Annotated in this window: 31 protein-coding genes; 23 read left to right on the forward strand and 8 right to left on the reverse strand. The window is 61.4% G+C overall.

Features of this window, described 5'->3' with window-relative positions:
- The first annotated feature begins 5 nt into the window (after positions 1-5).
- The 5 genes from DM807_RS19380 to DM807_RS19400 are packed head-to-tail and all read left to right on the forward strand — an operon-like array spanning position 6 to position 4,614.
- Positions 6-722: a TIGR03759 family integrating conjugative element protein gene (locus tag DM807_RS19380; RefSeq protein WP_179027768.1), complete on the forward strand. Its 717-nt coding sequence runs from the start codon at positions 6-8 to the stop codon at positions 720-722.
- Positions 704-1,258, forward strand: a complete 555-nt coding sequence (locus tag DM807_RS19385) for a lysozyme family protein (RefSeq protein WP_179027769.1) — start codon at positions 704-706, stop codon at positions 1,256-1,258. Before DM807_RS19380 ends, DM807_RS19385 begins: the two co-directional genes overlap by 19 nt.
- The gene (locus tag DM807_RS19390; protein ID WP_244965059.1) at positions 1,255-1,716 is read left to right on the forward strand and encodes an integrating conjugative element protein; all 462 of its coding nucleotides are present in this window, start codon (positions 1,255-1,257) and stop codon (positions 1,714-1,716) included. Before DM807_RS19385 ends, DM807_RS19390 begins: the two co-directional genes overlap by 4 nt.
- Positions 1,717-1,725: 9 nt before the next feature.
- Complete coding sequence (gene traD / locus DM807_RS19395; RefSeq protein WP_179027770.1) at positions 1,726-3,852, forward strand: type IV conjugative transfer system coupling protein TraD; 2,127 nt, start codon at positions 1,726-1,728, stop codon at positions 3,850-3,852.
- 33 nt (positions 3,853-3,885) lie between these two features.
- A complete protein-coding gene (locus tag DM807_RS19400; protein WP_063423906.1) occupies positions 3,886-4,614 on the forward strand; it encodes a TIGR03747 family integrating conjugative element membrane protein in 729 nt (242 codons plus the stop codon).
- 60 nt (positions 4,615-4,674) lie between these two features.
- Here the strand turns inward: DM807_RS19400 and DM807_RS19405 are convergent, their stop codons facing one another.
- From DM807_RS19405 to DM807_RS19435, 7 genes are read right to left on the reverse strand one after another with little or no spacing between them, the layout of a single operon-like run.
- Positions 4,675-5,235, reverse strand: coding sequence for an arsinothricin resistance N-acetyltransferase ArsN1 family B (locus DM807_RS19405; RefSeq protein ID WP_060492516.1), 561 nt, complete (start codon positions 5,233-5,235; stop codon positions 4,675-4,677).
- Positions 5,228-6,310 (reverse strand): ArsO family NAD(P)H-dependent flavin-containing monooxygenase, encoded by a 1,083-nt coding sequence (locus tag DM807_RS19410; protein ID WP_060492515.1) that lies wholly within the window; start codon positions 6,308-6,310, stop codon positions 5,228-5,230. Before DM807_RS19410 ends, DM807_RS19405 begins: the two co-directional genes overlap by 8 nt.
- Before the next feature lie 25 nt (positions 6,311-6,335).
- Positions 6,336-6,839 carry a cyclin-dependent kinase inhibitor 3 family protein gene (locus tag DM807_RS19415; RefSeq protein WP_060492514.1) on the reverse strand — a complete coding sequence of 168 codons (504 nt, stop codon included), beginning with the start codon at positions 6,837-6,839 and terminating at the stop codon, positions 6,336-6,338.
- Positions 6,840-6,843: 4 nt separating this feature from the next.
- Entirely contained in the window at positions 6,844-7,557 is a 714-nt protein-coding gene (gene arsH, locus DM807_RS19420) for an arsenical resistance protein ArsH (protein ID WP_027917258.1), read from the reverse strand.
- 23 nt (positions 7,558-7,580) lie between these two features.
- On the reverse strand, positions 7,581-8,051 hold the full coding sequence (locus DM807_RS19425) for an arsenate reductase ArsC (RefSeq protein WP_027917259.1): 471 nt from the start codon (positions 8,049-8,051) through the stop codon (positions 7,581-7,583).
- A gap of 14 nt (positions 8,052-8,065) precedes the next feature.
- Positions 8,066-9,349, reverse strand: a complete 1,284-nt coding sequence (locus DM807_RS19430) for an arsenic transporter (protein ID WP_060492513.1) — start codon at positions 9,347-9,349, stop codon at positions 8,066-8,068.
- Between the two features lie 29 nt (positions 9,350-9,378).
- Positions 9,379-9,735 carry a metalloregulator ArsR/SmtB family transcription factor gene (locus tag DM807_RS19435; RefSeq protein ID WP_060492512.1) on the reverse strand — a complete coding sequence of 119 codons (357 nt, stop codon included), beginning with the start codon at positions 9,733-9,735 and terminating at the stop codon, positions 9,379-9,381.
- Between the two features lie 177 nt (positions 9,736-9,912).
- Here DM807_RS19435 and arsN2 point away from each other — a divergent pair, with 177 nt between their 5' ends.
- Both arsN2 and DM807_RS19445 read left to right on the forward strand, forming a co-directional pair.
- Entirely contained in the window at positions 9,913-10,407 is a 495-nt protein-coding gene (gene arsN2 / locus DM807_RS19440; RefSeq protein ID WP_060492511.1) for an arsenic resistance N-acetyltransferase ArsN2, read from the forward strand.
- A gap of 161 nt (positions 10,408-10,568) precedes the next feature.
- The gene (locus tag DM807_RS19445; protein WP_060492510.1) at positions 10,569-11,189 is read left to right on the forward strand and encodes a tyrosine-type recombinase/integrase; all 621 of its coding nucleotides are present in this window, start codon (positions 10,569-10,571) and stop codon (positions 11,187-11,189) included.
- A 90-nt stretch (positions 11,190-11,279) separates the two neighbouring features.
- Here the strand turns inward: DM807_RS19445 and DM807_RS19450 are convergent, their stop codons facing one another.
- Positions 11,280-12,173 carry a LysR family transcriptional regulator gene (locus DM807_RS19450; protein WP_179027771.1) on the reverse strand — a complete coding sequence of 298 codons (894 nt, stop codon included), beginning with the start codon at positions 12,171-12,173 and terminating at the stop codon, positions 11,280-11,282.
- Between the two features lie 104 nt (positions 12,174-12,277).
- On the opposite strand from DM807_RS19450, the gene DM807_RS19455 reads away from it, so the two are divergent.
- From DM807_RS19455 to DM807_RS19525, 16 genes are all read left to right on the forward strand, one after another.
- Positions 12,278-12,709, forward strand: coding sequence for a GFA family protein (locus DM807_RS19455; RefSeq protein WP_060492508.1), 432 nt, complete (start codon positions 12,278-12,280; stop codon positions 12,707-12,709).
- 340 nt (positions 12,710-13,049) lie between these two features.
- Entirely contained in the window at positions 13,050-13,592 is a 543-nt protein-coding gene (locus DM807_RS19460; RefSeq protein ID WP_232876987.1) for a hypothetical protein, read from the forward strand.
- 334 nt (positions 13,593-13,926) lie between these two features.
- On the forward strand, positions 13,927-14,220 hold the full coding sequence (locus DM807_RS27765; protein WP_063423904.1) for a hypothetical protein: 294 nt from the start codon (positions 13,927-13,929) through the stop codon (positions 14,218-14,220).
- A 415-nt stretch (positions 14,221-14,635) separates the two neighbouring features.
- Entirely contained in the window at positions 14,636-15,055 is a 420-nt protein-coding gene (locus tag DM807_RS19465) for a helix-turn-helix domain-containing protein (protein WP_063423903.1), read from the forward strand.
- A 210-nt stretch (positions 15,056-15,265) separates the two neighbouring features.
- Positions 15,266-15,601 carry an integrative conjugative element protein, RAQPRD family gene (locus tag DM807_RS19470; protein WP_063423902.1) on the forward strand — a complete coding sequence of 112 codons (336 nt, stop codon included), beginning with the start codon at positions 15,266-15,268 and terminating at the stop codon, positions 15,599-15,601.
- The gene (locus DM807_RS19475; protein ID WP_063423901.1) at positions 15,588-15,827 is read left to right on the forward strand and encodes a TIGR03758 family integrating conjugative element protein; all 240 of its coding nucleotides are present in this window, start codon (positions 15,588-15,590) and stop codon (positions 15,825-15,827) included. Before DM807_RS19470 ends, DM807_RS19475 begins: the two co-directional genes overlap by 14 nt.
- A 15-nt stretch (positions 15,828-15,842) precedes the next feature.
- Complete coding sequence (locus DM807_RS19480) at positions 15,843-16,220, forward strand: TIGR03745 family integrating conjugative element membrane protein (RefSeq protein ID WP_063423900.1); 378 nt, start codon at positions 15,843-15,845, stop codon at positions 16,218-16,220.
- A 7-nt stretch (positions 16,221-16,227) separates the two neighbouring features.
- Complete coding sequence (locus tag DM807_RS19485; RefSeq protein ID WP_063423899.1) at positions 16,228-16,629, forward strand: TIGR03750 family conjugal transfer protein; 402 nt, start codon at positions 16,228-16,230, stop codon at positions 16,627-16,629.
- The gene (locus DM807_RS19490; protein ID WP_063423898.1) at positions 16,626-17,264 is read left to right on the forward strand and encodes a PFL_4703 family integrating conjugative element protein; all 639 of its coding nucleotides are present in this window, start codon (positions 16,626-16,628) and stop codon (positions 17,262-17,264) included. The genes DM807_RS19485 and DM807_RS19490 overlap by 4 nt, the downstream gene beginning before the upstream one ends.
- A complete protein-coding gene (locus DM807_RS19495) occupies positions 17,264-18,067 on the forward strand; it encodes a TIGR03749 family integrating conjugative element protein (RefSeq protein WP_063423897.1) in 804 nt (267 codons plus the stop codon). The genes DM807_RS19490 and DM807_RS19495 overlap by 1 nt, the downstream gene beginning before the upstream one ends.
- Positions 18,057-19,565 carry a TIGR03752 family integrating conjugative element protein gene (locus DM807_RS19500; protein WP_179027873.1) on the forward strand — a complete coding sequence of 503 codons (1,509 nt, stop codon included), beginning with the start codon at positions 18,057-18,059 and terminating at the stop codon, positions 19,563-19,565. Before DM807_RS19495 ends, DM807_RS19500 begins: the two co-directional genes overlap by 11 nt.
- On the forward strand, positions 19,528-19,947 hold the full coding sequence (locus tag DM807_RS19505; RefSeq protein WP_063423895.1) for a TIGR03751 family conjugal transfer lipoprotein: 420 nt from the start codon (positions 19,528-19,530) through the stop codon (positions 19,945-19,947). The genes DM807_RS19500 and DM807_RS19505 overlap by 38 nt, the downstream gene beginning before the upstream one ends.
- Positions 19,947-22,688, forward strand: a complete 2,742-nt coding sequence (locus tag DM807_RS19510; protein ID WP_063423894.1) for a conjugative transfer ATPase — start codon at positions 19,947-19,949, stop codon at positions 22,686-22,688. The genes DM807_RS19505 and DM807_RS19510 overlap by 1 nt, the downstream gene beginning before the upstream one ends.
- A gap of 222 nt (positions 22,689-22,910) precedes the next feature.
- A complete protein-coding gene (locus DM807_RS19515) occupies positions 22,911-23,882 on the forward strand; it encodes a TIGR03756 family integrating conjugative element protein (RefSeq protein WP_179027772.1) in 972 nt (323 codons plus the stop codon).
- A complete protein-coding gene (locus DM807_RS19520) occupies positions 23,882-25,237 on the forward strand; it encodes an integrating conjugative element protein (RefSeq protein WP_179027773.1) in 1,356 nt (451 codons plus the stop codon). The genes DM807_RS19515 and DM807_RS19520 overlap by 1 nt, the downstream gene beginning before the upstream one ends.
- Positions 25,234-25,539 carry a hypothetical protein gene (locus DM807_RS19525; protein ID WP_063423891.1) on the forward strand — a complete coding sequence of 102 codons (306 nt, stop codon included), beginning with the start codon at positions 25,234-25,236 and terminating at the stop codon, positions 25,537-25,539. The genes DM807_RS19520 and DM807_RS19525 overlap by 4 nt, the downstream gene beginning before the upstream one ends.
- Positions 25,540-25,541: the final 2 nt, after the last annotated feature.

The raw sequence follows: 25,541 nt of genomic DNA on the forward strand, positions 1-25,541 counted from the left end.
TGCATATGGTCCGGTTCATCACCCTCTCGCTGCTCCTATTCCCCATCTGCCAAGTACCGGGATCGGGATGGGGTGCACCCGCCACGGTTGAAACGGAGCAGCAGTCCAGCGAGCAGGCCCCGCTGCAGCTAGAGCGATCCGTAGCACAGGCCAAGGCCTGGGGCCTGACCGATGATGAATGGGCCAAGTTTGAGCGCCTGCAGAGCGGTCCCCGCCAGTACTGGTCACCGCAACTCGACCCGCTGACCACCCTGGGCGTGGAAGCCGATTCTGACCAGGAGCGTCAGCGCTACGCCGAGTTGCAGGTGCGCCTCGAAGCCAAGCGCGCCGAGCGCGAACTGGCGTATCAAAAAGCCTACACCGCGGCCTGGGCGCGGCTGTTCCCGGGGCTGCTGCCGGTACAGGGGATGAGCGATGCCGCACCCCCGTCGAGCAACCCGCGCTTTGCAGTGTTTGTGGAAGACCCGTGCTCGACCTGTGTGGCCAGCCTCCGCCAATGGCTGAGCACAAGCGCCCGCCTGGACGTCTATCTGGTGGGCAGCCAGGGCGACGATGCGCGCATTCAGCGATGGGCGCGCAAGGTAGGCATTACCCCGGCCCAGGTCGGTAGTGGCCAAGTCACCCTCAATCACGACCGCGGCCGCTGGTTCACCCTCGGCGCCAGCCGCCCCCTGCCCGCACGCTTTCAACAGGTGGAAGGGAAATGGCAACGCGTCGACTAACCCTCGCCCTGGCCCTGACGGGCGTGACTGTCGCCCAAGCAGGCGGGCTCCCTCCGCAGGCGTACCAGTTGGCCGCCGACCAAGCCGGCATCCCAGCCTCGGTGCTGTTCGCCATTGCCCAGCAGGAGAGCGGCACGCCGTTGCGTGGGCAACTCATCCCCTGGCCGTGGACCTTGAATGTGGCCGGCACGCCGCAGCGTTTCGCCACCCGTGACCAGGCCTGCAGCGCACTCACCGTGGCGCTCAGCCGGCATGATCCCAAGCGCATCGATGTCGGCCTGGGGCAAACCAACCTGGGTTACCACCCGAAGCGTTACCCCACCGCCTGCGATGCTCTCGATCCGCGTAGCAACCTCGCCGTCACCGCGGACCTGTTGCGCGAACACTACGCCGACGCCGGCGACTGGGTCATTGCCGCTGGCCGCTATCACCGGCCTGCGGGTGGAGCCCCGGCGGCGCGCTACCGCACGCAGTTCAGCCAGCACTGGCAGCGCCTTGAAGCCGCCAAGTCCAGCCGCGGAGGTCCACGCTCATGATTGACGTTCGACGGGGCGCGCTGATCTGCGGGCTAGTGGGGTGGTTGGCTGCCGGGGCCTGGCTTGTGCCAACGCCTCCTGTCATGGCCGCCGAATCGGCCACCTCGGTCGAACGGCCCGATCCACGAAGACTGGACTGGGTATTGCCGGTGCACAGCGCGCGCCTCACGCCGGGTGAGGTGCCACGCAGAGCGCTGGATTTGCCAGGCATGGTCCCGCTGTTCCTGGTGGGGGCGGACGCTGCCTCATTGGCCTGGCTGGCGCAGCATGCACCTGCACTGAAGCGGTTGGGCGCCAACGGTCTGGCCGTTGAGGTCGCGGATGCGGCAGCGCTGCAGCGCATCCAAGCGGTAGCACCTGGGTTGACCATCTGGCCGGTCAGTGGCGACGACATCGCCGAGCGACTGGAGCTGGAGCACTACCCGGTACTGATCACCCCGACCGGCCTGGAGCAGTGAGGTATCACCATGGGCGATCATGCGATGGAGTCCCTGCTACGCCCGGCGGTGGAGTTGTACACCGTGGGCATCTGTGCCGGTGCCGGCGCGCTGTGCCTGCATTCGCCCTGGGCGGTGGCCCTATCGCCGGAGGTCGGTGCCGGCATGGCCCTGGCCTACACCGCCTTCGGTCTCAAGCGCCTCAACGAGGCCCGCATTGTACTGCGTTATCGACGCAACATCCGCCGCCTCCCCCGCTATTCACTGACCAGTCGACAGATCCCGGTCAGCAGCAAACGCCTGTTCATGGGTCGTGGTTTTCGCTGGAGCCGCCTGCACACTCAGCGCTTGCTGGAGGCGCAGGATCCCGCGCTCGCCCGCTACGTCAATCAACCAGCGGCCTACCAGTGGGCCCGACACCTTGAGCACCTTCTGGAAAAAGCGCCGCCAGGGCTCTCCCTTCTGCCCCGGATGACCGCCTGGGACAGCCCACTCAACCCGGTACGGCCGCTGCCACCCGTGGGCGGTTCGCCGCTGCTGCATGGCGTCGAGCCCAACGAGCAGGAAGCCTCCTTGCCACTGGGCGAACGCGTGGGCCATACCCTGGTGCTAGGCACCACGCGGGTCGGCAAGACGCGCCTGGCCGAGGTCTACATCACCCAGGACATTCACCGGCCAAGTCAGGAAGTGGTGATCGTCTTCGACCCCAAAGGCGATGCCGACCTGCTCAAGCGCATGTACGTGGAAGCGCGACGGGCCGGCCGTGAACACGAGTTCTATGTCTTCCACTTGGGCTGGCCGGAGATTTCCGCGCGCTACAACGCCATCGGCCGTTTCGGTCGCATCTCGGAAGTCGCCAGCCGTATCGCTGGGCAGCTGAGCGGTGAAGGCAACTCGGCGGCATTTCGCGAGTTCGCCTGGCGCTTCGTCAACATCATCGCCCGTGCCCTGATCGAGCTCGGCCGGCGCCCCGACTACCTGCAGATCCAGCGCCATGTGGTGAACATCGATGCGCTGTTCATCGAGTACGCCCAGCACTTTTTCGCCCGACATGATCCGCAGGCGTGGGAGACCATCGTGGATCTTGAAGCTCGTCTCAACGAGAAGAACGTGCCACGGCACATGGTCGGCCGCGAGAAACGCGTGGTCGCTATCGAGCAGTACCTGACCGTCAAGCGCCTCTTCGACCCGGTCATGGATGGCCTGCGCTCGGCGGTGCGCTACGACCGCACCTACTTCGACAAGATCGTCGCCTCACTGCTGCCGTTGCTGGAAAAGCTCACCAGTGGCAAGACGGCGCAGTTGCTGGCCCCCAACTATTCCGACTTGGACGATCCACGGCCAATCTTCGACTGGCTGCAGGTCATCCGTAAACGCGGCATCGTCTACGTCGGCCTGGATGCGCTGTCCGATGCAGAGGTCGCCGCCGCGGTCGGCAACTCGATGTTTGCCGACCTGGTCTCCGTCGCCGGGCACATCTACAAGCACGGTATCGACCACGGTCTCCCGAACTCCTCCAGTACGACCGACAAGGTGCCCATCAACCTGCACGCCGACGAGTTCAACGAGCTGATGGGCGACGAGTTCATTCCGCTGATCAACAAGGGCGGCGGTGCCGGTATCCAAGTCACTGCCTACACCCAGACCTTGAGCGACATCGAGGCACGCATCGGCAGCCGGGCCAAGGCCGGCCAGGTCATCGGCAACTTCAACACCCTGCAGATGCTACGCGTACGCGAAACCGCGACAGCCGAACTGCTGACTAATCAGTTGCCCAAGGTCAACGTGCAAACGCGCACCTTGGTCTCTGGCGCTACGGACACCGCCGATCCTGACACCCGAACCGACTTCACCTCCTCCTCACAGGACCGGGTGACCACCACCGCCGTGCCATTGATCGAGCCCGCGCACATCATCGCCCTACCGAAGGGCCAGATGTTTTCGTTCCAGGAAGGCGGGCAGCTATGGAAGGTACGGATGCCGCTGCCCAAACCAGCCAGCGACGATGCGATGCCGGCTGACCTGCAGGCCCTCGCTGCGCGTATGCGCGAGTCCTACAACGCCAACGCGGGAAGTTGGTGGAGCAGTACCGGAGGTGCGCCGACGGTCGACTTCGACCCCGAGATGCCACCACCTGGGCGTAAACACGCCCCGTGATCCCCTGACAGCCCGCGAACACCCGGGAGCATTATGCCTACTGCCCCAACCAATCCTCCTCAGACACAACGACGACCAGGGCTGATCTTCGGCACGCTTGAGCTGTGCCTGCGATTGCTCGGCCTCCTGTTTGCTTCCCTGCTGCTCTCCATCCTGTTGGAGTTTGTGGGCATGCTGTGGTTCTGGCCTGACCAAGGCTGGCATCACAGCCATGCCATGTGGCTGACTGAACTTGGCTGGCTCAGCAGCCACTTTAAGAGCTCGCTGCTGGTGCAGGAGCCGGCACAAGCCACCGCGAAAATCCTTGAACACCTCAACGACTGGGTCGTGTTGCGCTCAGGATGGGCGCAATCGGACACACACCTGAAACTGCTCAGTCGCGACGCGTCGCTGCAAGGACAGCTTGCTCAAGCGTACGTCGCTGGCCAGGACTACCTGCTGGCTACCCTGTTCACGGTATTCACGTTCGTGGTGCGCTTGATTGTCCTCACGCTCGCAACGCCCCTCTTCTTGCTCGCGGCAGTCACCGGGCTGGTTGACGGGTTGATGCGGCGCGACCTGCGCAAGTTCGGGGCGGATAGGGAAAGCAGCTTTGTCTATCACCGAGCCAAGCGAACATTGTTGCCGCTAATGGTCAGCCCTTGGGTGATCTATCTGTCGCTACCTTGGTCGCTGAATCCAAACTGGGTATTGCTCCCATGTGCTGCACTGTTGGGTTTCATGGTCGCGATAACTGCTACCACGTTCAAAAAATATCTTTGAATGGCTGCAATCGACCCATAGCTGCCTTTCGCGGAAGACAGCTAATCTCACTGGGACGCTCTAACGTGGCATTGGAATTTGGGATAGGAAGCTTATTGGAGCCTCGGGGCGAAGACCTTCGTCTCCGAAATCAAAGCGCCAATACCCCACATCATGCCAAGCATCGAGCTTGAATCCGACCTGCGGAAACGTACCGATGTGCTGAAAACCGAGTCGCTCGTGCAGCCCGATACTGCCTTCATTCGGCAAGGCAACGCCGGCATACGCCGAGCGATATCCCAGACGCTTCAGAACTGGCAGCAGCACGTCATAGAGCTGCCGACCAACCCCGCTGCGGCGTTGCCCTTCAGCGACATACACCGTCACATCCACCGCCCACCGGTACGCCGCACGCGCGCGGTGTTGACTGGCGTAGGCATAGCCGACTACTCGTCCTTCTCGCACAGCCACCAGATACGGGTAGGTTTGCAGCGTCGTGGAGATCCGCTCGCGCATTTGCTCCACGCTCGGCACTGCCTCTTCGAATGAGATAGCCGTGTTGAGCACGATGGGCGCGTAGATGATCTGGATCTCTTCTGCATCCTCTGGTCTGGCGACACGAATATCGATTCCGCTATGCATCCGGCTGCTCCAAGCTGTTCAGGTGTTCAACTACTTCGTTGACCGCGCTGCGCGCGGTACGGGTGACGCCGATCAACGTCGCCGAGGCCAGGCCGGTCCAGTCGCCATATCCGACCAGCCAGAGGCGCGGCTCGCGAATAGAGTGCCCCCCATCAACCTCGACCCTACCGTTGTCATCCAGCACGTCCAGTGCCTTCAGATGATCCAGCGCCGGCCGGAACCCAGTACACCAGACCACAGCATCGACCTGGGTTTTCTCACCGTTCAGCCAAGCGACCCCGTCCGGCGTGAATGAGGTAAAAGGCCTTACAGCACGAAGGGCCCCGCGCTCGCGAGCCCGGACCACTGAGGGCACCATGACGATATCGCCAAGCCCACCGACCGGTGCGTCGATAACACGGCCCTCCTGTTGAGCCTTGAGGTGCTCGGTAGCCCGTTCGAACAGCACCCGGCCATCAACGTCATCAGGCAGAAACGCCGGTTCCTCCGTGGTTACCCACGTTGCGTCGGCGACCTCAGACAGCTCCGCATAGATTTGCGCCCCCGAGTTGCCACCACCAACGACCAGCACGCGCTTTCCTTGGAAAGCCTCGGGTGATTGATAATGGGCGGAGTGAATCTGCTGTCCCTGGAACAGCTCTATCCCCGGATAGGCCGGAACATAGGGGTTGCTCCAGGTCCCCGTTGCGCTGATGACGACACGAGCCTCCCAGTCGCGGTCCTTCGAGCGTACACGAAGACCACGCCCGGTCCGCTCCACAGACGTGACGCTGACGGGACGAACGATAGAAAACCCGTAGCGTGCCTCGTACTGCTCCAGATAGCTGACCACGTGATCCCTATCGGGATTACCTTCGGTGACTGGCGGCATCGGCCAGCCCGCGATCGTGCTCCATGCGGAGGGCGAGAACAGCGTCAGCGAGTCCCAGCCATGGCGCCAAGCCCCGCCCGCAGCCGCTTCGGCATCGAGCAACAGGAACGACAGCTTGGCTCGCTTGAGAAAATAAGCCACCGTCAGCGCGGACTGCCCGCCGCCAATCACGATGACATCGAGTAGTTCGCCTTCGGTGACCATGGTTTCTCCTTTCTGGCTGGAGCGCTCAGTCTTCGCCGAACTGGTTGATGTAGTTGATGTGCGCAGGCTTCTGAATCGCCCGAGGGCGAAGCTCCTGCACCCAGGTGATCGCCTCGCGGCGCGGCATTCCGGATTCGATCAGCAGACGGGCAGCGAACAGCCCGGTGCGGCCGGAGCCGCCCTTGCAGTGGATTGCCAGGGCCTTGTTGGAAGCGAGCAAAGCGTCCAACTGGTGGCGAATCTCTCCCAGCCGAGCCTCGAAGTTTTGATCAGGAGCCTGATCATCCTCGATCGGCAGCTGGAACCACTCCAACCCATGCTGCTTGGCCGCGATGCCAAGCTGGGCAACTCCGTTTTCCTGAAGCTCTGCGTCCGACATCAGCGTAACAAGCGCTACGGCACCGGCCTGCTTGAGCGTATCCAGGCTTTCAACGAGAGCGCTGGTCTGGGTGCCCGGACAAGGCGTAAAAATGAGTACACCCGGAGCATGGGGCAAGGATTTCAATGAGTAAGGATGCGACATGCTCATGACCTCAAATAGACCGAATATTGACTCTCTTGGATAGTTCTTCCGCCGACTCTTTGCGTTCGGAGTAGCGGTCTACCAAGTAATCCTGGCGATCACGCAGCAGCAGCGTGAACTTGGTCAGTTCCTCCATCACGTCCACCAGCCGATCGTAGAAAGACGACGGTTTCATGCGTCCGGCTTCATCGAACTCCAAGAAGGCTTTTGGCACCGACGACTGGTTCGGGATGGTAAACATACGCATCCAGCGGCCAAGCACGCGCAGTTGGTTCACCACGTTAAAAGACTGCGAGCCTCCACACACCTGCATCACCGCGAGGGTCTTGCCCTGGGTTGGGCGAACGGCGCCTATGGCCAGCGGTACCCAATCGATCTGCGCTTTGAAGACAGCACTCATTGAGCCGTGACGCTCGGGGGAGCACCACACTTGGCCCTCGGACCATTGCATCAGCTCGCGGAGTTCCAGCACCTTCTCGTGGGAGTCCGGAGCGTCATCCGGCAGCGGCAGGCCGGAAGGGTCGAAGATACGGGTTTCGGCGCCGAACTCTTCCAGCAGGCGCGCAGCTTCCTGGACCATCAAGCGGCTGAATGAGCGCTCGCGGGTCGATCCATACAGCAGCAGGATGCGCGGTTTGTGTGTAGAAGGATCCTTCGGCGCCAGCCGCTCCAGCGACGGCAGATCAATCAGTTCTGGTTGGACATTTGGCAGGTGGTCGTTCATTTCGGTCTCCATTGATCCAGGGCCTACAGCGCGCCGATGCGGGCAAGTTCGGCTTTCAGTTCGTCCTGGCTCAGTTGCGAGAAAGGCAGCGCAATGAAGGCGCGCACGCGCTCATCGATCTTCGCAAGTGTGGTCTGGAAGGCTTCTTCGATTTCTGTCTCACTCCCGGTGACCGCTGAAGGATCGGCCAGGCCCCAGTGGGCTTTGAGCGATGGACCGAAGAAGATCGGGCAGGCTTCGCCGGCAGCGCGGTCGCACACGGTGACAACGATGTCGGGAGGAGAACTCTCGAAGGCATCCGAGGCCTTGCTTGAAAGACCAGCGGTGGGGATACCGGCGGCTTCCAAGGTTTTCAGTGCCCGCTCATTGACCTTGCCGCTTGGGAAGCTGCCAGAACTCACAGCTTCCATACCCTCGGGGGCCAGGTGATTGAACAGCGCCTCGGACAGGATGCTGCGGCAGCTGTTGTGGGTGCACATGAACAAGACTTTCATCAGGTATCTCCGGTTCAAAAGCTCAGGCGGATGGCCAATGCGGCCAAGGTGGCAAGCAGGATCGGCAGCGTCAGAACGATGCCGGTGCGGAAGTAGTAACCCCAGGTGATGACGATGTTCTTGCGGGCCAGCACGTGCAGCCACAGCAAGGTGGCCAGGCTGCCGATTGGGGTGATTTTCGGACCAAGGTCACAGCCGATGACGTTGGCGTAGATCATGGCCTCGCGCACGATGCCGGTGGCCTCGGCGGAATGGATCGACAGGGCGCCTACCAGCACAGTGGGCATGTTGTTCATGACCGACGACAGGCCAGCGGCGAGCAGCCCCGTCCCGAGGGATGCGCCCCAGATCCCGTAGCCGGCGAAGACATTGAGGATCTGCGTCAGGTAGTCGGTGAGGCCGGCGTTACGCAGGCCATAGACCACGAGGTACATGCCAAGCGAGAACACCACGACCTGCCAAGGCGCGTCCTTGAGCACCTTGCGGGTAGAAATCACGTGCCCGCGCGCGGCGATCAGGTAGAGGATCAGCGCACAGGCAGCAGCGATGGCGCTGATCGGAACGCCCAGCGGCTCGATGGCGAAGAAGCCGACCAGCAACAGCGCAAGCACCCACCAGCCGGCAACGAACGTCGCCTTGTCGCGGATAGCGGCTTTCGGAGCCTTCAACTGGTCGAGTTCATAGGTACGCGGCAGGTCCTTGCGGAAGAACCACAGCAGCATTCCCAGAGTGGCGGCAATGCTGACCAGGTTCACCGGCACCATGACCGAGGCGTACTCGCTGAAGCCAATGCCAAAGTAGTCGGCGGAAACGATGTTCACCAGGTTGGACACCACCAGCGGCAGGCTCGCGGTATCGGCGATGAAGCCCGCCGCCATGACGAATGCCAGCGTCGCCGCCGGGGAGAAGCGCAGGGCCAGCAGCATGGCGATGACGATCGGGGTCAGGATCAGTGCCGCACCGTCGTTAGCGAACAGCGCCGAGACAGCGGCGCCCAGCAGGATGATGAAGGCGAACAGCTTGCGGCTGCTGCCATTGCCCCAGCGGGCCACGTGCAATGCCGCCCACTCGAAGAACCCCGCCTCATCCAGCAGCAGGCTGATGATGATGACGGCGATGAAAGTGGCGGTAGCGTTCCAGACGATCTGCCAGACCACGGGGATATCGGACAGGCTCACGACGCCCGCCAGCAGCGCCACGACGGCCCCCAGTGCGGCGCTCCAGCCAACACCCAGGCCTTTGGGCTGCCAGATGACGAGAACGATCGTCACCAGGAAAATCAAAAATGCGATCAGCATGACTACAACTCAATCAGCGAAGGGAAGTCTCAAGCACAAGCAACAGGGCCCTGCGGCCGCTCGCCCATTTCGGCAAGGCGCAATGCATCAGAGCTCAACCATTCCTGGTTGGCATCGACCACTCCCTTCAGCATCGCGTCCACCCACTGCGGCAGTTCGGGGTGCAGTCGGTAGTACACCCATTGACCCTTGCGGCGATCCATCAGGATTCCAGCCTCGCGCAACTGGGCAAGATGCCGGGAGATCTTCGGCTGGCTCAGCTCCAGCGCGTGGGTAAGTTCGCAGACACAGAGTTCGCCTTCACGGGCGATCAGCAGGGTCATCCGGGCCCGGGTGTCATCAGCCAGGCATTTGAAAACGATGGGGGGAGTCAGTGTTTCCCGCATGTGACCTCCTGGGGAATGCGTGTACGGCCAATATCTGGAAATCCGAATATATGCCTATTCAAATATGCGGTAAAGCAGATATTTATAATTGCCTCGCCTGACGGGACGTCATAAAACTGGAAAAAGCCCCCGCTCCGGGACCTATACTGGCCTTCGATACCATCCCCAGAGTCCCCAATGAACCAGTCTGATATCTCTGTCCGATTGCTTGGTACCGATCAAATCCAAGGCCTGGCTGCGCATCTGACTGCAGCGGGCTTGCCGACCCAAGACCTTTTGCAGCCCGACCGAATGTTCTATTCCTTTCACCGGGGAGAAACGGAGTTGGGATACGGGGGCATTGAAGGAAGTGGCCGGACTCGTCTGATTCGCTCACTAGTTGTCGTACCGGCCCAGCGAAAGTCAGGGATCGGTACCCTGCTGCTCAGAGCACTTGAGCGAATAGCGGAAGCTGACGGAGCCCAGAGCCTTCATCTGCTGACCACTACAGCACCCGACTTCTTCGAGGCTCGGGGATATGAGCACAGAGACCGATCCCAAGCCCCAAAGGCAATTTCCAATTCGGAGGAGTTCAACAGCCTCTGCCCGACGTCTGCGGTCTACATGGTGAAGGAGCTTGGCGACATGAACTCGGTGTCACCACAGGTAACTCGCCTCCACGAACGTCAGTGAGTTCGTTCTCAGGTGTCCCAGGAACGAGTCCTGCGGCCCCCGAAAGATGTCGAACTGAATCGACCTCGGTTTCGTAGACTCCTCGAACGGCTGCAAAGGGTCGGTTAGCGCCTCTGGATCGGGCTGACCATCCTTGTCCTCCCTCACATGGAGGACAAGCCATGAACGCCATTACGACCAACAGCCATCAGCCTTGGAACAAAGGAAAATTGGTCGGGCAGAAAACTCCGCTCCGACTGAAAGATATCTGGGCCATTCGGGTAAGGCTCCAAATCGCGGAAGAAACTCGGGATTTGGCCCTTTTCGATCTGGCCATCGACAGCAAGCTACGAGCCTGCGATCTGACCAAGCTTCGCGTACGCGACGTTGCTCATGGGGAGCACGTGTCATCGCGAGCGATAGTGATGCAGCAGAAAACCCAGCGGCCCGTGCAGTTTGAAATTACAGAGCAAACACGGCTGGCCCTACAGGCCTGGATACATCAAGCCAAACTCCACAGCGAAGATTGTCTTTTTCCAAGCCGATTACACGCCTCAGTGCATCTCTCCACCCGGCAGTACGCCCGAATCGTCAAGGCGTGGATAAAGTCTATTGGGCTAGATCCAGCTATGTACGGCACCCACACGATGAGACGTACGAAGGCATCGCTGATCTATCGCAGGACGAAGAACCTGAGAGCAGTTCAGCTCCTTCTCGGCCATACAAAGCTTGAAAGCACGGTGCGATACCTGGGCATTGAAGTCGATGACGCATTGGAGATGGCAGAGCAGACGGAGGTTTGACAGCGTCCAGCGACGGTCGAGGTATGACCGTCGCGATTCGACCCATTGAAGCCGTTCAGACCAAGCAGTGGATGCCACGGCCTACGCTGCTCACTGATCGGCCAAGCATAGATACTGATGTAACTGCTCTCCTAGAACCTCGAACGCCTGAGCGATCCTGTTGATTTTGCGCAGGTCATTGTGCATTGCGATCCACACCTCTACCTCAAAGCCAAAATCGAGGGGTAGGACATGTACCAGGCCGTGCGATTTTGCGATTCGCGTCGGGCAGAGTCCGAAGCCCAAGCCCGCTTTCAGAGCGGCCAGCTGAGCAAGGTGATGATCAGAGGCAATGGCGAAATGCTGGTCGGCATCGCACAGACCAGCATCGACAAACCGACGCAAATCCGCTGAGCGTCTATCCGGGCCGATCAGCGGCAGCTGGCGAAGCGACAGCAGCGAGGCTGGATTACCATAGCGCTCCAGGCACCCGGCACTGGCATGGATGCCAATCTGCAAACTACCGACACGCCGCACGGTGATATCCGCTTCATTGGGCCGCATCAGCCGGACCGCAATGTCCGATTGCAGCCTGGCGATGTCTTCAAGGGTATCGCTTATGCTCAACTCAAGTTTGAGCCTGGGGTATTCGTAATGGAAAGGGGGCAGCAGGTCGGGCAATACCTCGACGCCAAGCAACTCGCCACAGGTCAGCCGAATCGTGCCGTGATCCACCGACGCTTCAGAACTGGCCATGCGGTTGAAGGTTTGCGCGGCCAGGTCCATGGCCTCCACATGTTCAATCAGGCGCTGCGCTCCGGCAGTAGGCGTCAGCCCTTGAGGTGTGCGGGTGAACAGACTTACACCGAGAGCGTGTTCAAGATGGTCCAGGCGCCGACGCGCAGTGGCCTGGGCGATACTCAGCAACTTCGCCGCGCCGCTCAGGCTGCCAGAGCGCAACACGGCGAGAAATACACGCTGGCTTTCCCATTCAATGCCGCTCATACATTCTTAGCCAACAGTTGCTCCTAATTTGATCTTCTGCCCGAACCCGTGAAAGGCGATCATTCGCCCACATTTTTCCGGGCGTCATTGTAAGGAACCAACGCATGAGAATCACCGGTCAGTGCCGATGTGGGCAAATCACCCTTGAGATCGTGGCGCAGCAATTGCCGCCGCTGTATGCCTGCCACTGTTTGAACTGCCAGCGCTGGAGCGGCAGTGCGTTTGGTCTGCACATGCTGAGCGCGGCTTCGGCTGTTCAGGTGGCTGGCGAAACGGCGATCTTTGAGCATGAACACCAAGGTCAAACGTCTACCCAACATGCCTGCGGTACATGTCATACCCGGCTGTTCAACGAGACCACGGCAGCACCCGGCATGCGAGTGGTACGGGCCGGCATCCTGGAAGGGACTGAGTGTTTCGAGCCGGTTGCGCATATCTGGACTCGGCGCAAGCAGCCATGGCTGGTGCTGCCGGCGACTATCGCGCAATGGGAGGAGAGCCCCACGCCAGAAGCATTCGCTGCCGCGTTAGGGTAAAAGAGCTTGCTCCTCCATAAGTGAAGGCGTCGCTCGCCGAACGGCAAATTATCACGGTTGACTAGGTCCGCTTTGGGTCGATAGCGGTCCAATCGCGACCCACGGTCCTCGACCGATTAATCGGTCAAGAAGGTGGGTGAATTAGAGCAACGTCTCTGACTGCGCCGCACCACACCTATTGGTAAAGCCTTGAGCACGGACTGGAGGAGCTCATGATAGCTACCCTCGTCTCCTCGGCTACTACATCGTCTGACAGGGCGCAGGCTCAAGCGCTATGGTAGGTATGATTGGTGGAGGCCGCGCTGGCCTCCTAGAACCGATAGCGGACGGGGAAAATACTTTGAGTTCCGAATCGCTGATGATCGGCTGGGATGTTGGTGGCTGGAACTGCGACCGGAATCGCCTCAGCCGAGATGCTCTAGTGGTGATAGATCAGAACCTGCAGATGCGAGGTAAGCCGTGGCGAGGGAATCTGCGCGAGCAGATCAATCAGGCGAAGACCACTGACGACTTTGTGCGATCACTTCTATTAGCCTGTGATGTCGAGATTGTCCGTCGCGACGCGACCGTCGTTTTGGGAATCGACACCCCATTGGGTTTTTCTACCGAGCTAGTGAACTTGCTGGTAAGTGGCCACTCTGTGCCGGTAGTTAACGCGTCAGCTACCAACCCCTATTTGTTTCGCTATACCGAGCGTTTTTTGTTCGAACGGGGATTATCTCCGCTGTCAGCCATCAAGGACATGATCGGTAGTCAAGCTACCAAAGGCATGCATGTACTGGCACGTTTCTTACCCAACCGCCCGTGCTGTGGTATTTGGACGGATGACGCGCAGGTGACGCCATCGAGGTCTACCCCAGCTCTGCAAAACAGTCGGCGGTAGTCAAAGACTTAAGGCAGCGTTGCTTGGGGTTTTCTGGGGCCTCCAGCGATGACTGGTATGAGGATGAACGAGATGCGCTCACTGCTGCGCTTATTGCCTGGCTCTTCAGATTCGAGCCCAATCGCTTAGTCTGGCCTCCGTCAAATGTGCCGGAACAGGAGGGATGGATTTTCGTACCCAGAGACTCACTGGCAACGGCTTCACTCCTTTAGTTCTACATGCTGCCCGATGGTCGGATGAAGTACCCAATGCCTCACCATTGCCGTTGCGCTACGGGTCTCGTCGACTATGTTGGAGAGATACTCATCTAATACTAAAGTCGTAGGAGGGTCGCATGCGTATACGGGGTGATGCTTTCTGGAATTGGGCAGATCCAACCCTTCACCACCGTACTCATGATGAGACTCTAAACGACGGCACGACCATCGACGTCCAAGTGCGCTTGTCGCGTACCGGTGGCACGCAGATGTTCATCGGTGTGTATGCACGCTTCGGAATGGTGCTTTACGAGGAATCCTTCGACTCGCGACCTGGTGAGTCCATGACTCGTGCTCTCGCGTGGGGCGTGGGCCGCGCTAGACGGATCGCGACCGATCCGCACTTAACCCAAGAACATTTAGCTTCATAAGTACGCTGAGGGCCGGTGCGTGGCCAATTCAATCAACCTTGCGGGCAAAAGAAAGCCCGCTGCTAGGCGGGCAAGGGAGCATCTATCACGTAGGGATAGCTTGAGTGTGCCCAATAGGAAGTGAAAATTGGGTGAAGAAAAAGTCTCCGTGAGGTGATAGTTGCTGGGAATCTCAGGTAGCGGCTTGAAGTGCAGCCACTCTCGGCAAACATCATCAAGGGGCGCCTTCTGGCCAGAGGTAGCCGTTCATTAGCATCGGCTTTGTGTCGAACGTCGACGATCGCGGGATCACTGGCCACCAGGGCTTGATCCAAGGGTGTATGGTAGTGTGAAACGGGAGGCCAGAGCGGTCTGCCTCCCCCCAACTCATGTCGCCGCCACATGCACCTACTCGCTCTATTCCTCAGGTAATTTCATGACATTGAAGTCATCGTTCGCCAATGTGCTTCGAGTACTACGTAGTCAGCGAAACATCACCCAGCGCGGATTTGCCGACACGACCAGCCGCACCTACCTGTCCAAGCTCGAAACCGGTAGATCGAGTCTCACGCTGGACAAACTTGAGCAGCTTAGCGAGCGATTGGAAGTGAGCCCTTTGACGCTGGTGGCATTGACGCTGAGCGAGGATACAGGGCAGACGGCAAATGAGTTGCTGGTCAGGACCAGGAACGAGATTCGAGCACTTGAATCGCATGGTCGAATTCCAGGACTACAGGCCACCCTGGGGGACGATTTAGCTGCGACTCCTTCGTTGACCAGCTCACGCAACCCCCGAACGAAAACAGCTCCACGCGCTGAGGGCGCACTTCAGGCAGAGCTGTCATTCTCCGAATGATGGCTAGCTGTACTTTCAAGCGCTCGCTGCAGCGCTCGTAATAAGCACGCAGCGCCAGCTTGTTCATATACCGCCTCAATTCCTCACTCCAGTCTCATTCCACTTCTGCCCAACCTCGCCAGAAAACGAAAGATCGAGAATCCTTTTAATTCGTGCATGAACTCGCCCCCGCAGTGATGGTGGCGACCAGAGATTGCTCTGGAGCTCGCCATGAGGACGTATGCCTTCCCATTGCTTGTGATTTACCTAGTAACCCTCCCGGCGGTTGCACAGGAAACTCGCGAGCGCTCGGATTTGGAACTCATTCAACGACAATTCACTGCCATCGATCAGTTGGCCGATCGCGCGAAAAACGGCTCAGAAAATATCGATGGCGCGCGCTATCGCTTCGACTATCTGCGGTTTGCGGCAGACCTCGAACGTGTGCGTGAAGGCATCCAACAATACTTGTCGCCCTCCCGGGCGCAGCCTGCCGACTTAGTCGAGTTGGCCGATCAGTACCGTGCTGAAGCACCTCACTCGAGCCCCTGCCATGAGCATGACTGACACCCAACTCACAGCGTTCTCCGCCGTTGCCGGCTTTGCCCCGCAGCTCAGTTCGGTGCTGTGGCGCTCATCGGTGTTGGTGCTCGCGTTGCTCTGGTGCACCTGGGCGCTGTGGACCGGCTACCGCGGCTGGGCGGCCGGCAACATCAATTTTGGCTCGCTCGGCGGCAGTACGCTGCGTCTGGCCCTCGCCTTGATCGTGCTGATGTTTTTCATGCTGTCGTAATCAGGAGGCCTTGCTATGAACCTCTCTCGTGGTTGTCACCGCCCGCTTCGCCGGCTGCGGGCTGCCTATGTAAAAGCCCTGCTCGGCGGCTTGGCGCTGCTGAGCTCGACGCTGGCTTGGGCTGACCTGCCGACCATGGAAGCTCCGTCCCGCGGCGAAGGCTCAGGCCTGATCGACACCATCAAGAACTATGCCTACGACGGCGGCATCCTGCTCGGTCTGTTGATCGCTACCCTCGCCTTCCTTGGCGTGGCGTGGCACTCGCTGACCGTCTACGCCGACGTGCAAAACCAGCGCAAGACCTGGAAAGACCTCGGCGCCGTGGTCGGCGTCGGAGCGCTGTTGGTGGTGGTGATTCTGTGGTTCCTGACCAAAGCCGCGACGATTCTGTGAGGCAGCCATGTCCGACGTCCCTGCTACCCTCCCCGACGGCACGCTGACCTTCCTGCCGGAACGCCTGAACCGCGATCCAGCCGTCCTGCGCGGCCTCACCAATGACGAGATGTGGGTCGCGCTGATTGTCGGCGCAGTACTGGGTGTGGTCCTTGGCGGGCCGCTGGCGGTGGCCTCCGCCTCCATCGCCACCCTGCCCACCTGCATGTTCCTGTGTATGGCGCTGGTGCTGCTCGGTGGCGGCAAGCTGCTGCGCCGGGCCAAGCGTGCTCGTCCCGAAACCTGGCTGTACCGACGCCTGCAGTGGCAACTGGCGGTGCACTGGGGCATTGGCTCTCAGTACCTGATTCTCCACTCCGGCCCATGGACTGTCCGGCGCACACGCCGACCTGCGAGGACCAACCCATGAGCCGTTTCCGCAACAAGGTGGATGCACAGCAGGCGCACATTTTCAGCCTGCGCCTGGCCGTAGCGACCCTGGCGCTGCTGTGCACTGGGCTCTGGTACGGCTGGCAGTCCGCCCCCTCCGAACTGACCATTCACGTACCACCGGATCTGCGCTCAGGTAGCACGCGCAAATGGTGGGACGTGCCGCCCGAAAACATCTATGCCTTTGCCCTGTACATATTCGGCCAACTCAACCGCTGGCCCACCGACGGCGAGGTCGACTACCACCGCGCGATCTTCGCCCTGCAGCCTTATCTGACACCGGCGTGCAAGACCTTCTTCGATGGCGATTTTGAGTACCGCAAGGCAGCCGGCGAACTGCGCGGCCGCGTACGCGGCGTATACGAGGTGCTGGGGCGGGGCTACAGCGACGACCCCGACCTGCGGGTAAAGCAGTTGGATAAGCACAGCTGGCTGGTCAAGCTCGACCTCAATGCCGACGAATATTACGCCGCCGAGCCGGTGAAGCGCGTCGTCGTGCGCTACCCCCTGCGTGTCGTGCGCTTTGACGTCGATCCCGAGCACAACAAGTGGGGCCTGGCCCTGGACTGCTACGAAGGCACACCGCAGAAGCTGACACTGCCTGGAGGTGCATGATGATGCGTATCTTGATCCTGATGCTGGTCTCGATCGCCGGCTGGTGTTCCGCTGTGGGTGCCGTCGAGGTCAAGTACTGGGACCGCCTGCCGCTGGCCGTGCCGCTGACGGTGGGCCAGGAACGAATCCTCATGCTGGATGAGGATGTCCGCGTCGGGCTCCCCAGTGCGATCAGCAGCAAGCTGCGCGTGCAGTCGGTCGGTGGCACGGTGTACCTGCATGCGTCGGAAGCCATTCCCCCTACCCGCCTCCAGCTGCAGTCGGTGAAGTCGGGGGACATCATCCTGGTCGACATCGAAGCGTTCGAGGGCAGCGAGGCGCTGGAGCCGGTCAAGATCGTCGCTCAAGCGCAGACGCCGGACGTGAACACCGCGCCGGACGCAGCGCCTACAGCCACGCCGGTACCGGTAGTGTTGACTCGCTATGCAGCGCAAAACCTGTATGCGCCTCTGCGCACCGTGGCACCCTTGCCTGGTGTGCGTCGGGTCCCGCTAGGCGAGTCCTCAGGATTCAGCACACTCCTGCCGACCGAGCACGTATCCATCAAGGGGCTCGCCGCTTGGCGGCTAGGCGATTATTGGGTGACGGCGGTGAAGATCGTCAACCGTGGGCCGGGCAAGGTCACACTGGACCCGCGTCACCTGCAGGCCGCGCTGTATGCCGCCACCTTCCAGCATGAGTACCTGGGGCACGCCGGCACACCTGAAGACACCACCGTGGCGTACCTCGTCACCCGGGGTGGCGACCTGAAGCATGCGCTGCTGCCACCTCCTGCACCGGAGGCCGCCGATCATGAAAGCTAACGGCTTGCTGAAATGGCTGGTGCCTGCGGTCCTGCTGGGGATTGTGCTGATCATCGGCAAATCCTGGGTGTCTGCGCCAGACGCTCAACCTGCCCATGATCCCGAAAACACCGCCCTCAGCCCAGATCAGGCCAAGGCCCTCGGCATTGCCGGCGACACGCCGCGCGACACCGTGGCCACGCTGATTGGCCAGGTCAAGGCGATGCGCAGCGAGATGCTGTCGCTGAGGAAAGGCAATGAGACGCTGCAGACCGAGAACAATCGGCTGCGCACGCGCGAAGGCAATATCGACAGCCGCATTCAAAACACGCTGAGCAGTGTCACGCAGCAGGTCACCGAACAGCGCCAGCAGGCCAACGATGCCCGGCAGAAGGCCGAGCAGCAGCACCGCGAAACCCAGGGTCTGCTGTCCCGGCTGAAGGACCAACTCACCAGCAAGCCGACCGCGAAGTCCGATGTCCCCGTGGGCTTTGGTCTCGAGCCGGGTGACGGACAACAATTTTCCGGGGGCCAACCGCCAGCGGATGCGGTGCAATGGATCGAGCCGTCCAACACTCGAGCTGTTCAGAAGGGGGCCAGCAAAACCGAGGGGCCGTTGTCATCGCTGACGTCGAAGTTCAAGGATCTACATGGCCTGGACAACAACGCGATCGACCGGGGCCAAGACCATCTACGCGCCGTGGCCAAGGGCGAGCGCGATCTGGAAAACACTCAGGATCGCGCCGAGGGGGCCAAGCCGGTCTACACCATCCCCGAGAACTCAACCCTGATGGGCTCGGTCGCCATGACCGCCCTGATTGGTCGCGTGCCGGTGGACGGCACGGTGAACGATCCCTACCCGTTCAAGGTACTGGTGGGACCGGACAACCTGACCGCCAACGGCATCGACCTTCCCGACGTGGTCGGCGCCGTCATGAGCGGGACCGCGGCAGGCGACTGGACTTTGTCCTGCGTGCGCGGCCAAGTCGAGTCGATCACCTTTGTCTTCAGCGACGGCACCGTTCGCACGGTGCCGCAGCCGCAGAAGGTGGTCAGTCGCAACAGCAGTAGCTCCCAGGCCTCGGACACCGAAAAAATCCGCGGCGGCCTAGGCTACATCTCCGACCCCTACGGCATTCCCTGCATCGCTGGTGAACGTCGCTCCAACGCCCAACAGTACCTGGGCAGCCAGAGCCTGATCACGGCAGCTGGCGCCGGCTTCGCGGCCGCGCTGGGTAGCGAGCAAACCAACACCTCATTCATCAACTCGGCCAGCGGCAGCCTGGGGCTGTCGCAAAACAGTGGCAACAGCGCGCTGAACTCGGTCATCAGCGGTGGCATCGCCGACATCCGTGACTGGATCAACAAGCTCTACGGCGAAGCCTTTGCCGCCATCTACGTCCCGCCGGGGGCCAAGGTGGCCTTGCACCTAAATCACGAAATCAGCATCGACTACGAACCCAAAGGCCGGAGAGTGAACCATGAACGCCCATCCGTTTCGGTACTGGACCTGGATTAGCGTGCTGCTTTGCCTGCACCTGACAGGCTGCACCACCAGCAAGGACGAAATGCTGCCCCATGGCGACCACACCATGCTGGATATCTGGAACAGCGCCGGCGCGGTCGGCACGCAGCAGCAGTTGCAGGAGGCCCGAGGTGAGCTGCGCCGACCGGTGCTCGATCCCGAACGCCTGATCAAGGACCAGAGCGCCTACACCCGCACGGCCGCCAACGAGATCCGCGCTCAGTTCCCGCGCCTGCCCAATCCTGATCTGGCGATGTACGTCTACCCGCACCTGTCCGGTACCCAACAGGCACCCGTGCCTGGCTACTCGACCGTGTTTCCGCTGTACGAGAAGGTCCAGTACGCGCTGCCCGGCGAACGCCTGGATGATCTGTGATGGACGATGATGCAGATCGCACGTCGCCGCGCTGGCAGCCTTGGCGCGCGGCGCAGCGTCGACGCGCTACACGTGCGGATGAGGCTGCCCAGTACGCGCACAACCCCAGCTTTACCGACCACTTGCCCTGGGTCGAATACCTTGAGGAAGAGCAGTGCTTTTTGCTTGACGACAACCGCTCGGTGGGTGCCGTGTTCGAGTTGCAGCCGATCGGGACCGAAGGCCGTGAGCCCGAATGGCTGATGGCAGCGCGCGATGCGCTGGAAGATGCGCTGCAGGACAGCTTCGACGAGCTCGACCAAGCACCCTGGGTGGTGCAGTTCTTCTGTCAGGACGACAGTGATTTTTCTCCGTACCTGGAACGCCTGGCACAGTACGTCGCACCGCGGGCGACAGGCACCCCCTTCACCTCCGCCTTCCTCGCGTCGATGCAGCGCCACCTCGACGCCATTGCCAAGCCAGGCGGCTTATTCGACGACCCTGTCGTGTCACACCTGCCCTGGCGCGGCAGCAATCGGCGGATTCGGCTGGTGGTCTATCGCTGGCTCGGTGACCAGGCCGACGACGAAGGGCAAAAACCCGCTCAGCTGCTGGGAAGGACCTGTGACCGCCTCATGGCCTCGTTACAGGCCTGCGGGGTCAATCCTCGTCGGCTGAATGGGCGTGACTTCTATGGCTGGTTGCTGCCCTGGTTCAATCCAGCCCCGACCCTCACTAACGAGCGAGCGGCGGAGTTCTACCGGCGTGTGCCCTACCCGGAGCCCGATGACGGCGATGGCCTGTCATTGCCGTTCGACCATGACTTTGCCGAGCGCCTGTTCTTCCACGAGCCACGCTCGGACAGCGAACAGGGGATGTGGTACTTCGATCAGCAGCCGCACACGGTGATGGTGGTCGATAAACTGCGCAGGCCACCCCATATCGGCCAGCTGACCGGCGAAACCCGCAAAGGCGAGGCGCTCAATGCCTTGTTCGATCAACTGCCGGAGCAGGCCATCCTGAGCCTGACCTTGGTGATCACACCCCAGGATGTGCTCGAGGAGCAGCTTAATCGCCTAGCGCGCAAAGCCATTGGCGAAAATCTGGCCTCGACCCAGACCCGTCAGGACGTGGAAGAGGCCCGCGCGCTGATCGGTCGCCAGCACAAGCTGTATCGCGGTACCTTGGCGCTGTACCTGCGCGGCGTCGATGTACAACAATTGCGCCAGCGCTCGATCCAGGCGGCCAATGTACTGCTCGGTGCCGGCCTGCAACCGGTGCGCGAGGGCGATGAAGTGGCCGCCTGCAACAGCTACCTGCGCTGGTTGCCGATGGTTTACAACCCTGCGCGCGACCCGCGCAACTGGTACACCCGGCTGTTGTTTGCCCAGCATGTCGCCAATCTGCTGCCCCTGTGGGGACGCAGCATCGGTACCGGCAATCCGGGCATTACCTTTTTCAACCGAGGTGGCGCGCCGCTGTCGTTCGATCCCTTGTCACGCTTCGACCGCTCCATGAATGGCCACCTGCTGTTGTTCGGCCCGACCGGCGCCGGCAAGTCGGCCACCCTGGTTTCAATCCTGATGCAGGTCATGGCGGTATACCGACCACGGTTATTTATCGTCGAAGCCGGCAATTCCTTCGGCCTGCAGGGTGACTACTTCGCCACCCTCGGCCTGACCGTCAACAAGGTTCAACTCAAACCCGGCAGCGGCTTAAGCCTGGCCCCCTTCGCCGATGCCCGCCGGCTGATCGAGCGCCCCGACCAGGTCGCCAGTCTGTCGACTGAGGATCTGGATGAGGAGGCTTCGGGCAGCGACGAGCAACGCGATGTGCTGGGCGAGTTGGAGATCACCGCCCGCCTGATGATTACCGGGGGCGAAGCCAAGGAAGAGGCGCGCCTGACCCGGGCAGACCGCAGCCTGATCCGCGAGTGCATCCTCGACGCCGCTCGGCACTGTGCGGCCAGCAATCAGCAGGTGCTGACGCGCCACGTTCGTGATGCACTTCGAACGGTGGCCAGCGACGCGCACCTGCCGGACAAGCGTCGCGAGCGCGCTCAGGAAATGGCCGAATCTATCGACCTGTTCTGCCAGGGCTTCGAGGGTGCGCTGTTTGACCGACCGGGCACGCCCTGGCCGGAAAGCGATGTCACGATCGTCGACCTCGCCACCTATGCCCGTGAGGGCTATGAAGCGCAGATGTCGATCAGCTACATCAGCCTGATGAACACGGTGAACAACCTTGCCGAGCGCGACCAGTACCGCGGTCGACCGATCATCATGGTGACTGACGAAGGCCACATCATCACAAAGAATCCGCTGCTGGCGCCCTTCGTAGTCAAGGGCACCAAGATGTGGCGCAAGCTCGGTGCCTGGTTCTGGTTGGCAACGCAGAACCTGGCCGACTTCCCCGACGCGGCCCAAACCATGCTCAACATGATCGAGTGGTGGATCTGCCTGAACATGCCGCCGGCGGAGATCGAAGAGATCGCGCGCTTCAAGAAGCTGACGCCAGCACAAAAGACCCTGCTGCTGTCGGCGAGCAAGGCCTCGGGCAAGTACACCGAGGGTGTGGTCCTGTCGAAGCAGTTCGAGACGCTGTTTCGCGCGGTACCGCCGAGCCTATACCTCGCTCTGGCCATGACCGAGCCCGAGGAAAAAGCCCAGCGCTGGCGGCTGATGGAAACGCAACAGATGTCCGAACTGGAGGCGGCGCTGCAGATTGCGGCGGACATCGATCGCTTGCGCGGCATGTACTGAACCTCGTAGCCCACGACGCTCCATAGCCTGTCGAGCATTAAAAAACGACAAGAGTACATTTGTACTCCATCGGTAATTCTGGACAGGTCGCAGCCCTTATCCCGGCCGTTGCAGAAACCGAAGGCACCAGCCTCGGTTTGTCCGTCCACATCCTCTACCTGATCCGCGATGCTGCAACTCGGCGCATGGATGCACACCGTTGCCCCTAGCCGAGTGCTGCCGATGAACCTGACCGCCCCATGCCGAACGCCCCAGCCGAAGAAACCTGGCCGAGGTTGCGGCTACATCGCGATCGCTTTGCTCGTAGCTGCCGGGCAGTGCCTGGCGTTGACCACCCCCGCCATCATTGCCTCCGTCACGTCGCTGCAGTGCCTGGAGTACCGAATCGTCGGGATCTGCTATTGGCTGCTGTGTTCGCCGTTCGGCTGCACGGTGCGAAGCTCGCCCAAGGTTCGCCACTTCATTCCCGAATTGGTGGTGTCGAGCTATTCCGATACCGGTAGTAACCCCTGGAGCGAGATGTCTGATCTCTCGGCACCGACCCCCCTGTCGCAAGGCGGGGGTAATCTGATCACGCCCTCGTCGCAGCGCAACAACCTGCCCCGCTTCAAGAATGTCGACGGCATCGGGCATCCGGGCGGCGCTGCATTGACGGCCTTGGCCCACAGTTTCGGCTATGCGTGTCCGAGCGGGGCGGTGCCGCTTGCGCCCTACTATCTCAGCACGCTCGATCCGCTGGCGTGGCGCCACGTCATTCCCGAGTCCATGTACCCGCAGGCACTGATCCCAGGCATGCGCGAGATCGGTAGCCAAGCCCTCGGCAACATGTGGGGTAACGTCTATCCACGCCAGGGTTTCCTGGTACAGCCCGACGACTTCAAGGCTGCCGCAGTGATGGCGCAGCGCGCCAGTGACTTCATCACCCGCGTTGGCCAGCCACACGTGTATTTGCCGCTGCAGCCGATGCCATCGCCTGGCTATTGGCCGCCGCAGCCGGTGATGGAGAACAACGTCAACAACCACCGCTGGCAGCTGCTCACTCCGATGCTGCAGAGCACTTGCGCCATCTTCCCCAGCCCAACGATCCAGAGTGCCGAGGGCGCTTTCGCCTGGTCGCTGTGGCGCCCGTACAGGTGCTGCCAACGCATGGGCCAGACCTTCCTGTTCAGCATCGACTTTGATGGAGGCCAGTGATGAACACCCTCTCGCTCGGGTTGGTATGTCTTTTCGTATGCGCCGCTGGCCACGCCGCCGAGAGTGGCTACCACCTGGGCGACCAGGCCCAGGTGTTGGACGACCGGGTGATGTACACCATTGGTGGTGGATCTGCAGCGGGCGCGCCCTCCTCGCTCTACCGCCCCAGCGGACTCGGTGTGGGCCTGTCCTGGCGGGCGAACATGATGTGCGGAAACATGAACCTCTCCAACACTCTGCAGAATCAGCTCAATGGGGCCACGCAGGGTTTCCAGCAGATCATGGGCAACGTCATCCAGAACGCCACCCAGGCGGTGATGTCTCTGCCGGCAATGATCATTCAGCGTGCCAACCCCGGGCTGTATGAGCTGCTGAGCAACGGCGTGCTGCAGGGGCGCATCGACTTTGACCGTTCGAAGCTCACCTGCCAGGCGATGGCGGCGAAGATGGCTGACAAGGTGGATCAGGCCGGTTGGGGGGCACTGGCGCAGAACCAGGAAATGCAGCACAACCTGGAGCAGTCCGACGGTGATGCCGTGACTGCGGTAAAGGACACCGAATCGAACAACGGCAACAACGGGGTCAGCTGGGTCGGCGGGCAGAAAGCCGGCGGTCATGGCCAGGCGCCGATCCGGGTGACCTTGGACGTGGTCAAAGCGGGCTACAACCTGCTGCACAACCGCTCGGTCGAAGACACCTCGGCCGTCGGCTCGAGTTGTCAGAACGGCGCGATCTGCCAGGCCTGGGCGAGCCCCGAGGAGGCTGCCGAATGGGCCGCTCGCGTGCTCGGCGAAACCGAGGTGGAAACCTGTGACGATTGCGAGACGCTGCGCGTGAGCGCGGGCGCAGGTCTTACGCCACTGATCCAGGAAACCTACACGCAGCATCTTGAGGGCTTGCAGCGCATGCTGTCGGGCGCAGAGGAGCCCACGCCAGAAAACCTCGGTAAAGTCTCCAGCCCGTTGCTGCAGGTCTCGCGCGGCGTCATCGAGGGCCTGCGCGATGACCCCGACCAGAACCTGCTGGCCCGACGTTTGGCCAGCGAGACCGCGTTATCGAGCGTGATCTACAAAGCGATGCTGCTGCAGCGCACGTTGCTCGCCGGTAGCCGTGAGCCCAATGTGGCGTCGGCGCAGCCCGCCACCACCGCCCTCAACAGCAACGTCGAAACGCTGGAGCGCGAGATCCGCCTGCTGCAAACGGAGTTGCAAGTGCGCCAAGCGCTGGCCACCAACACCGCCAGCCTGGTCCTCGATCGCCATGCGGGCGGTGCCGATGCCTCACGCAGTATCGACCAGCGCGATCCACGCCCAGACCGCCTGCAGCGAGCGGATCAGGGAAGGAGCACGCCATGATGCCGTTTTCAGTGAGGAGCTCGGTCGTTCGGGGCCTGCTGATCCTCGGCGTCGGGATGGTCATGTTGCTGATTGCCTCGATGGCGCTGCAATTGAGCGGCCCCCAGTTGGAATGGATCAAGGAGGCACGGGGGAGCACGCCCTTTTTCGGCTACTGGCGAGCCCTGCTGTACGCGCTGATCCTCGCCGGCTGGGCCGCAGCACTCCGCTTGCGGCCGCACCCGGAAGAGCAGCAACGGCTATTGCGCTTGGGCCTGATCGGCTTCGGCTCGATCATCCTGGTCGAACTGTCGCGCGCGTGAGG

The organism is Pseudomonas hunanensis, assembly GCF_013393325.1.
Classification (GTDB): domain Bacteria; phylum Pseudomonadota; class Gammaproteobacteria; order Pseudomonadales; family Pseudomonadaceae; genus Aquipseudomonas; species Aquipseudomonas putida_P.

Bases quoted from the DNA above. Each gene is read 5' to 3' on its own strand.
- DM807_RS19380 (WP_179027768.1), top strand. From the start codon at position 6: ATGGTCCGGTTCATCACCCTCTCGCTGCTCCTATTCCCCATCTGCCAA.
- DM807_RS19385 (WP_179027769.1), top strand. From the start codon at position 704: ATGGCAACGCGTCGACTAACCCTCGCCCTGGCCCTGACGGGCGTGACT.
- DM807_RS19390 (WP_244965059.1), top strand. From the start codon at position 1,255: ATGATTGACGTTCGACGGGGCGCGCTGATCTGCGGGCTAGTGGGGTGG.
- traD (WP_179027770.1), top strand. From the start codon at position 1,726: ATGGGCGATCATGCGATGGAGTCCCTGCTACGCCCGGCGGTGGAGTTG.
- DM807_RS19400 (WP_063423906.1), top strand. From the start codon at position 3,886: ATGCCTACTGCCCCAACCAATCCTCCTCAGACACAACGACGACCAGGG.
- DM807_RS19405 (WP_060492516.1), bottom strand. From the start codon at position 5,235: ATGCATAGCGGAATCGATATTCGTGTCGCCAGACCAGAGGATGCAGAA.
- DM807_RS19410 (WP_060492515.1), bottom strand. From the start codon at position 6,310: ATGGTCACCGAAGGCGAACTACTCGATGTCATCGTGATTGGCGGCGGG.
- DM807_RS19415 (WP_060492514.1), bottom strand. From the start codon at position 6,839: ATGAGCATGTCGCATCCTTACTCATTGAAATCCTTGCCCCATGCTCCG.
- arsH (WP_027917258.1), bottom strand. From the start codon at position 7,557: ATGAACGACCACCTGCCAAATGTCCAACCAGAACTGATTGATCTGCCG.
- DM807_RS19425 (WP_027917259.1), bottom strand. From the start codon at position 8,051: ATGAAAGTCTTGTTCATGTGCACCCACAACAGCTGCCGCAGCATCCTG.
- DM807_RS19430 (WP_060492513.1), bottom strand. From the start codon at position 9,349: ATGCTGATCGCATTTTTGATTTTCCTGGTGACGATCGTTCTCGTCATC.
- DM807_RS19435 (WP_060492512.1), bottom strand. From the start codon at position 9,735: ATGCGGGAAACACTGACTCCCCCCATCGTTTTCAAATGCCTGGCTGAT.
- arsN2 (WP_060492511.1), top strand. From the start codon at position 9,913: ATGAACCAGTCTGATATCTCTGTCCGATTGCTTGGTACCGATCAAATC.
- DM807_RS19445 (WP_060492510.1), top strand. From the start codon at position 10,569: ATGAACGCCATTACGACCAACAGCCATCAGCCTTGGAACAAAGGAAAA.
- DM807_RS19450 (WP_179027771.1), bottom strand. From the start codon at position 12,173: ATGAGCGGCATTGAATGGGAAAGCCAGCGTGTATTTCTCGCCGTGTTG.
- DM807_RS19455 (WP_060492508.1), top strand. From the start codon at position 12,278: ATGAGAATCACCGGTCAGTGCCGATGTGGGCAAATCACCCTTGAGATC.
- DM807_RS27765 (WP_063423904.1), top strand. From the start codon at position 13,927: ATGCGTATACGGGGTGATGCTTTCTGGAATTGGGCAGATCCAACCCTT.
- DM807_RS19465 (WP_063423903.1), top strand. From the start codon at position 14,636: ATGACATTGAAGTCATCGTTCGCCAATGTGCTTCGAGTACTACGTAGT.
- DM807_RS19470 (WP_063423902.1), top strand. From the start codon at position 15,266: ATGAGGACGTATGCCTTCCCATTGCTTGTGATTTACCTAGTAACCCTC.
- DM807_RS19475 (WP_063423901.1), top strand. From the start codon at position 15,588: ATGAGCATGACTGACACCCAACTCACAGCGTTCTCCGCCGTTGCCGGC.
- DM807_RS19480 (WP_063423900.1), top strand. From the start codon at position 15,843: ATGAACCTCTCTCGTGGTTGTCACCGCCCGCTTCGCCGGCTGCGGGCT.
- DM807_RS19485 (WP_063423899.1), top strand. From the start codon at position 16,228: ATGTCCGACGTCCCTGCTACCCTCCCCGACGGCACGCTGACCTTCCTG.
- DM807_RS19490 (WP_063423898.1), top strand. From the start codon at position 16,626: ATGAGCCGTTTCCGCAACAAGGTGGATGCACAGCAGGCGCACATTTTC.
- DM807_RS19495 (WP_063423897.1), top strand. From the start codon at position 17,264: ATGATGCGTATCTTGATCCTGATGCTGGTCTCGATCGCCGGCTGGTGT.
- DM807_RS19500 (WP_179027873.1), top strand. From the start codon at position 18,057: ATGAAAGCTAACGGCTTGCTGAAATGGCTGGTGCCTGCGGTCCTGCTG.
- DM807_RS19505 (WP_063423895.1), top strand. From the start codon at position 19,528: ATGAACGCCCATCCGTTTCGGTACTGGACCTGGATTAGCGTGCTGCTT.
- DM807_RS19510 (WP_063423894.1), top strand. From the start codon at position 19,947: ATGGACGATGATGCAGATCGCACGTCGCCGCGCTGGCAGCCTTGGCGC.
- DM807_RS19515 (WP_179027772.1), top strand. From the start codon at position 22,911: ATGAACCTGACCGCCCCATGCCGAACGCCCCAGCCGAAGAAACCTGGC.
- DM807_RS19520 (WP_179027773.1), top strand. From the start codon at position 23,882: ATGAACACCCTCTCGCTCGGGTTGGTATGTCTTTTCGTATGCGCCGCT.
- DM807_RS19525 (WP_063423891.1), top strand. From the start codon at position 25,234: ATGATGCCGTTTTCAGTGAGGAGCTCGGTCGTTCGGGGCCTGCTGATC.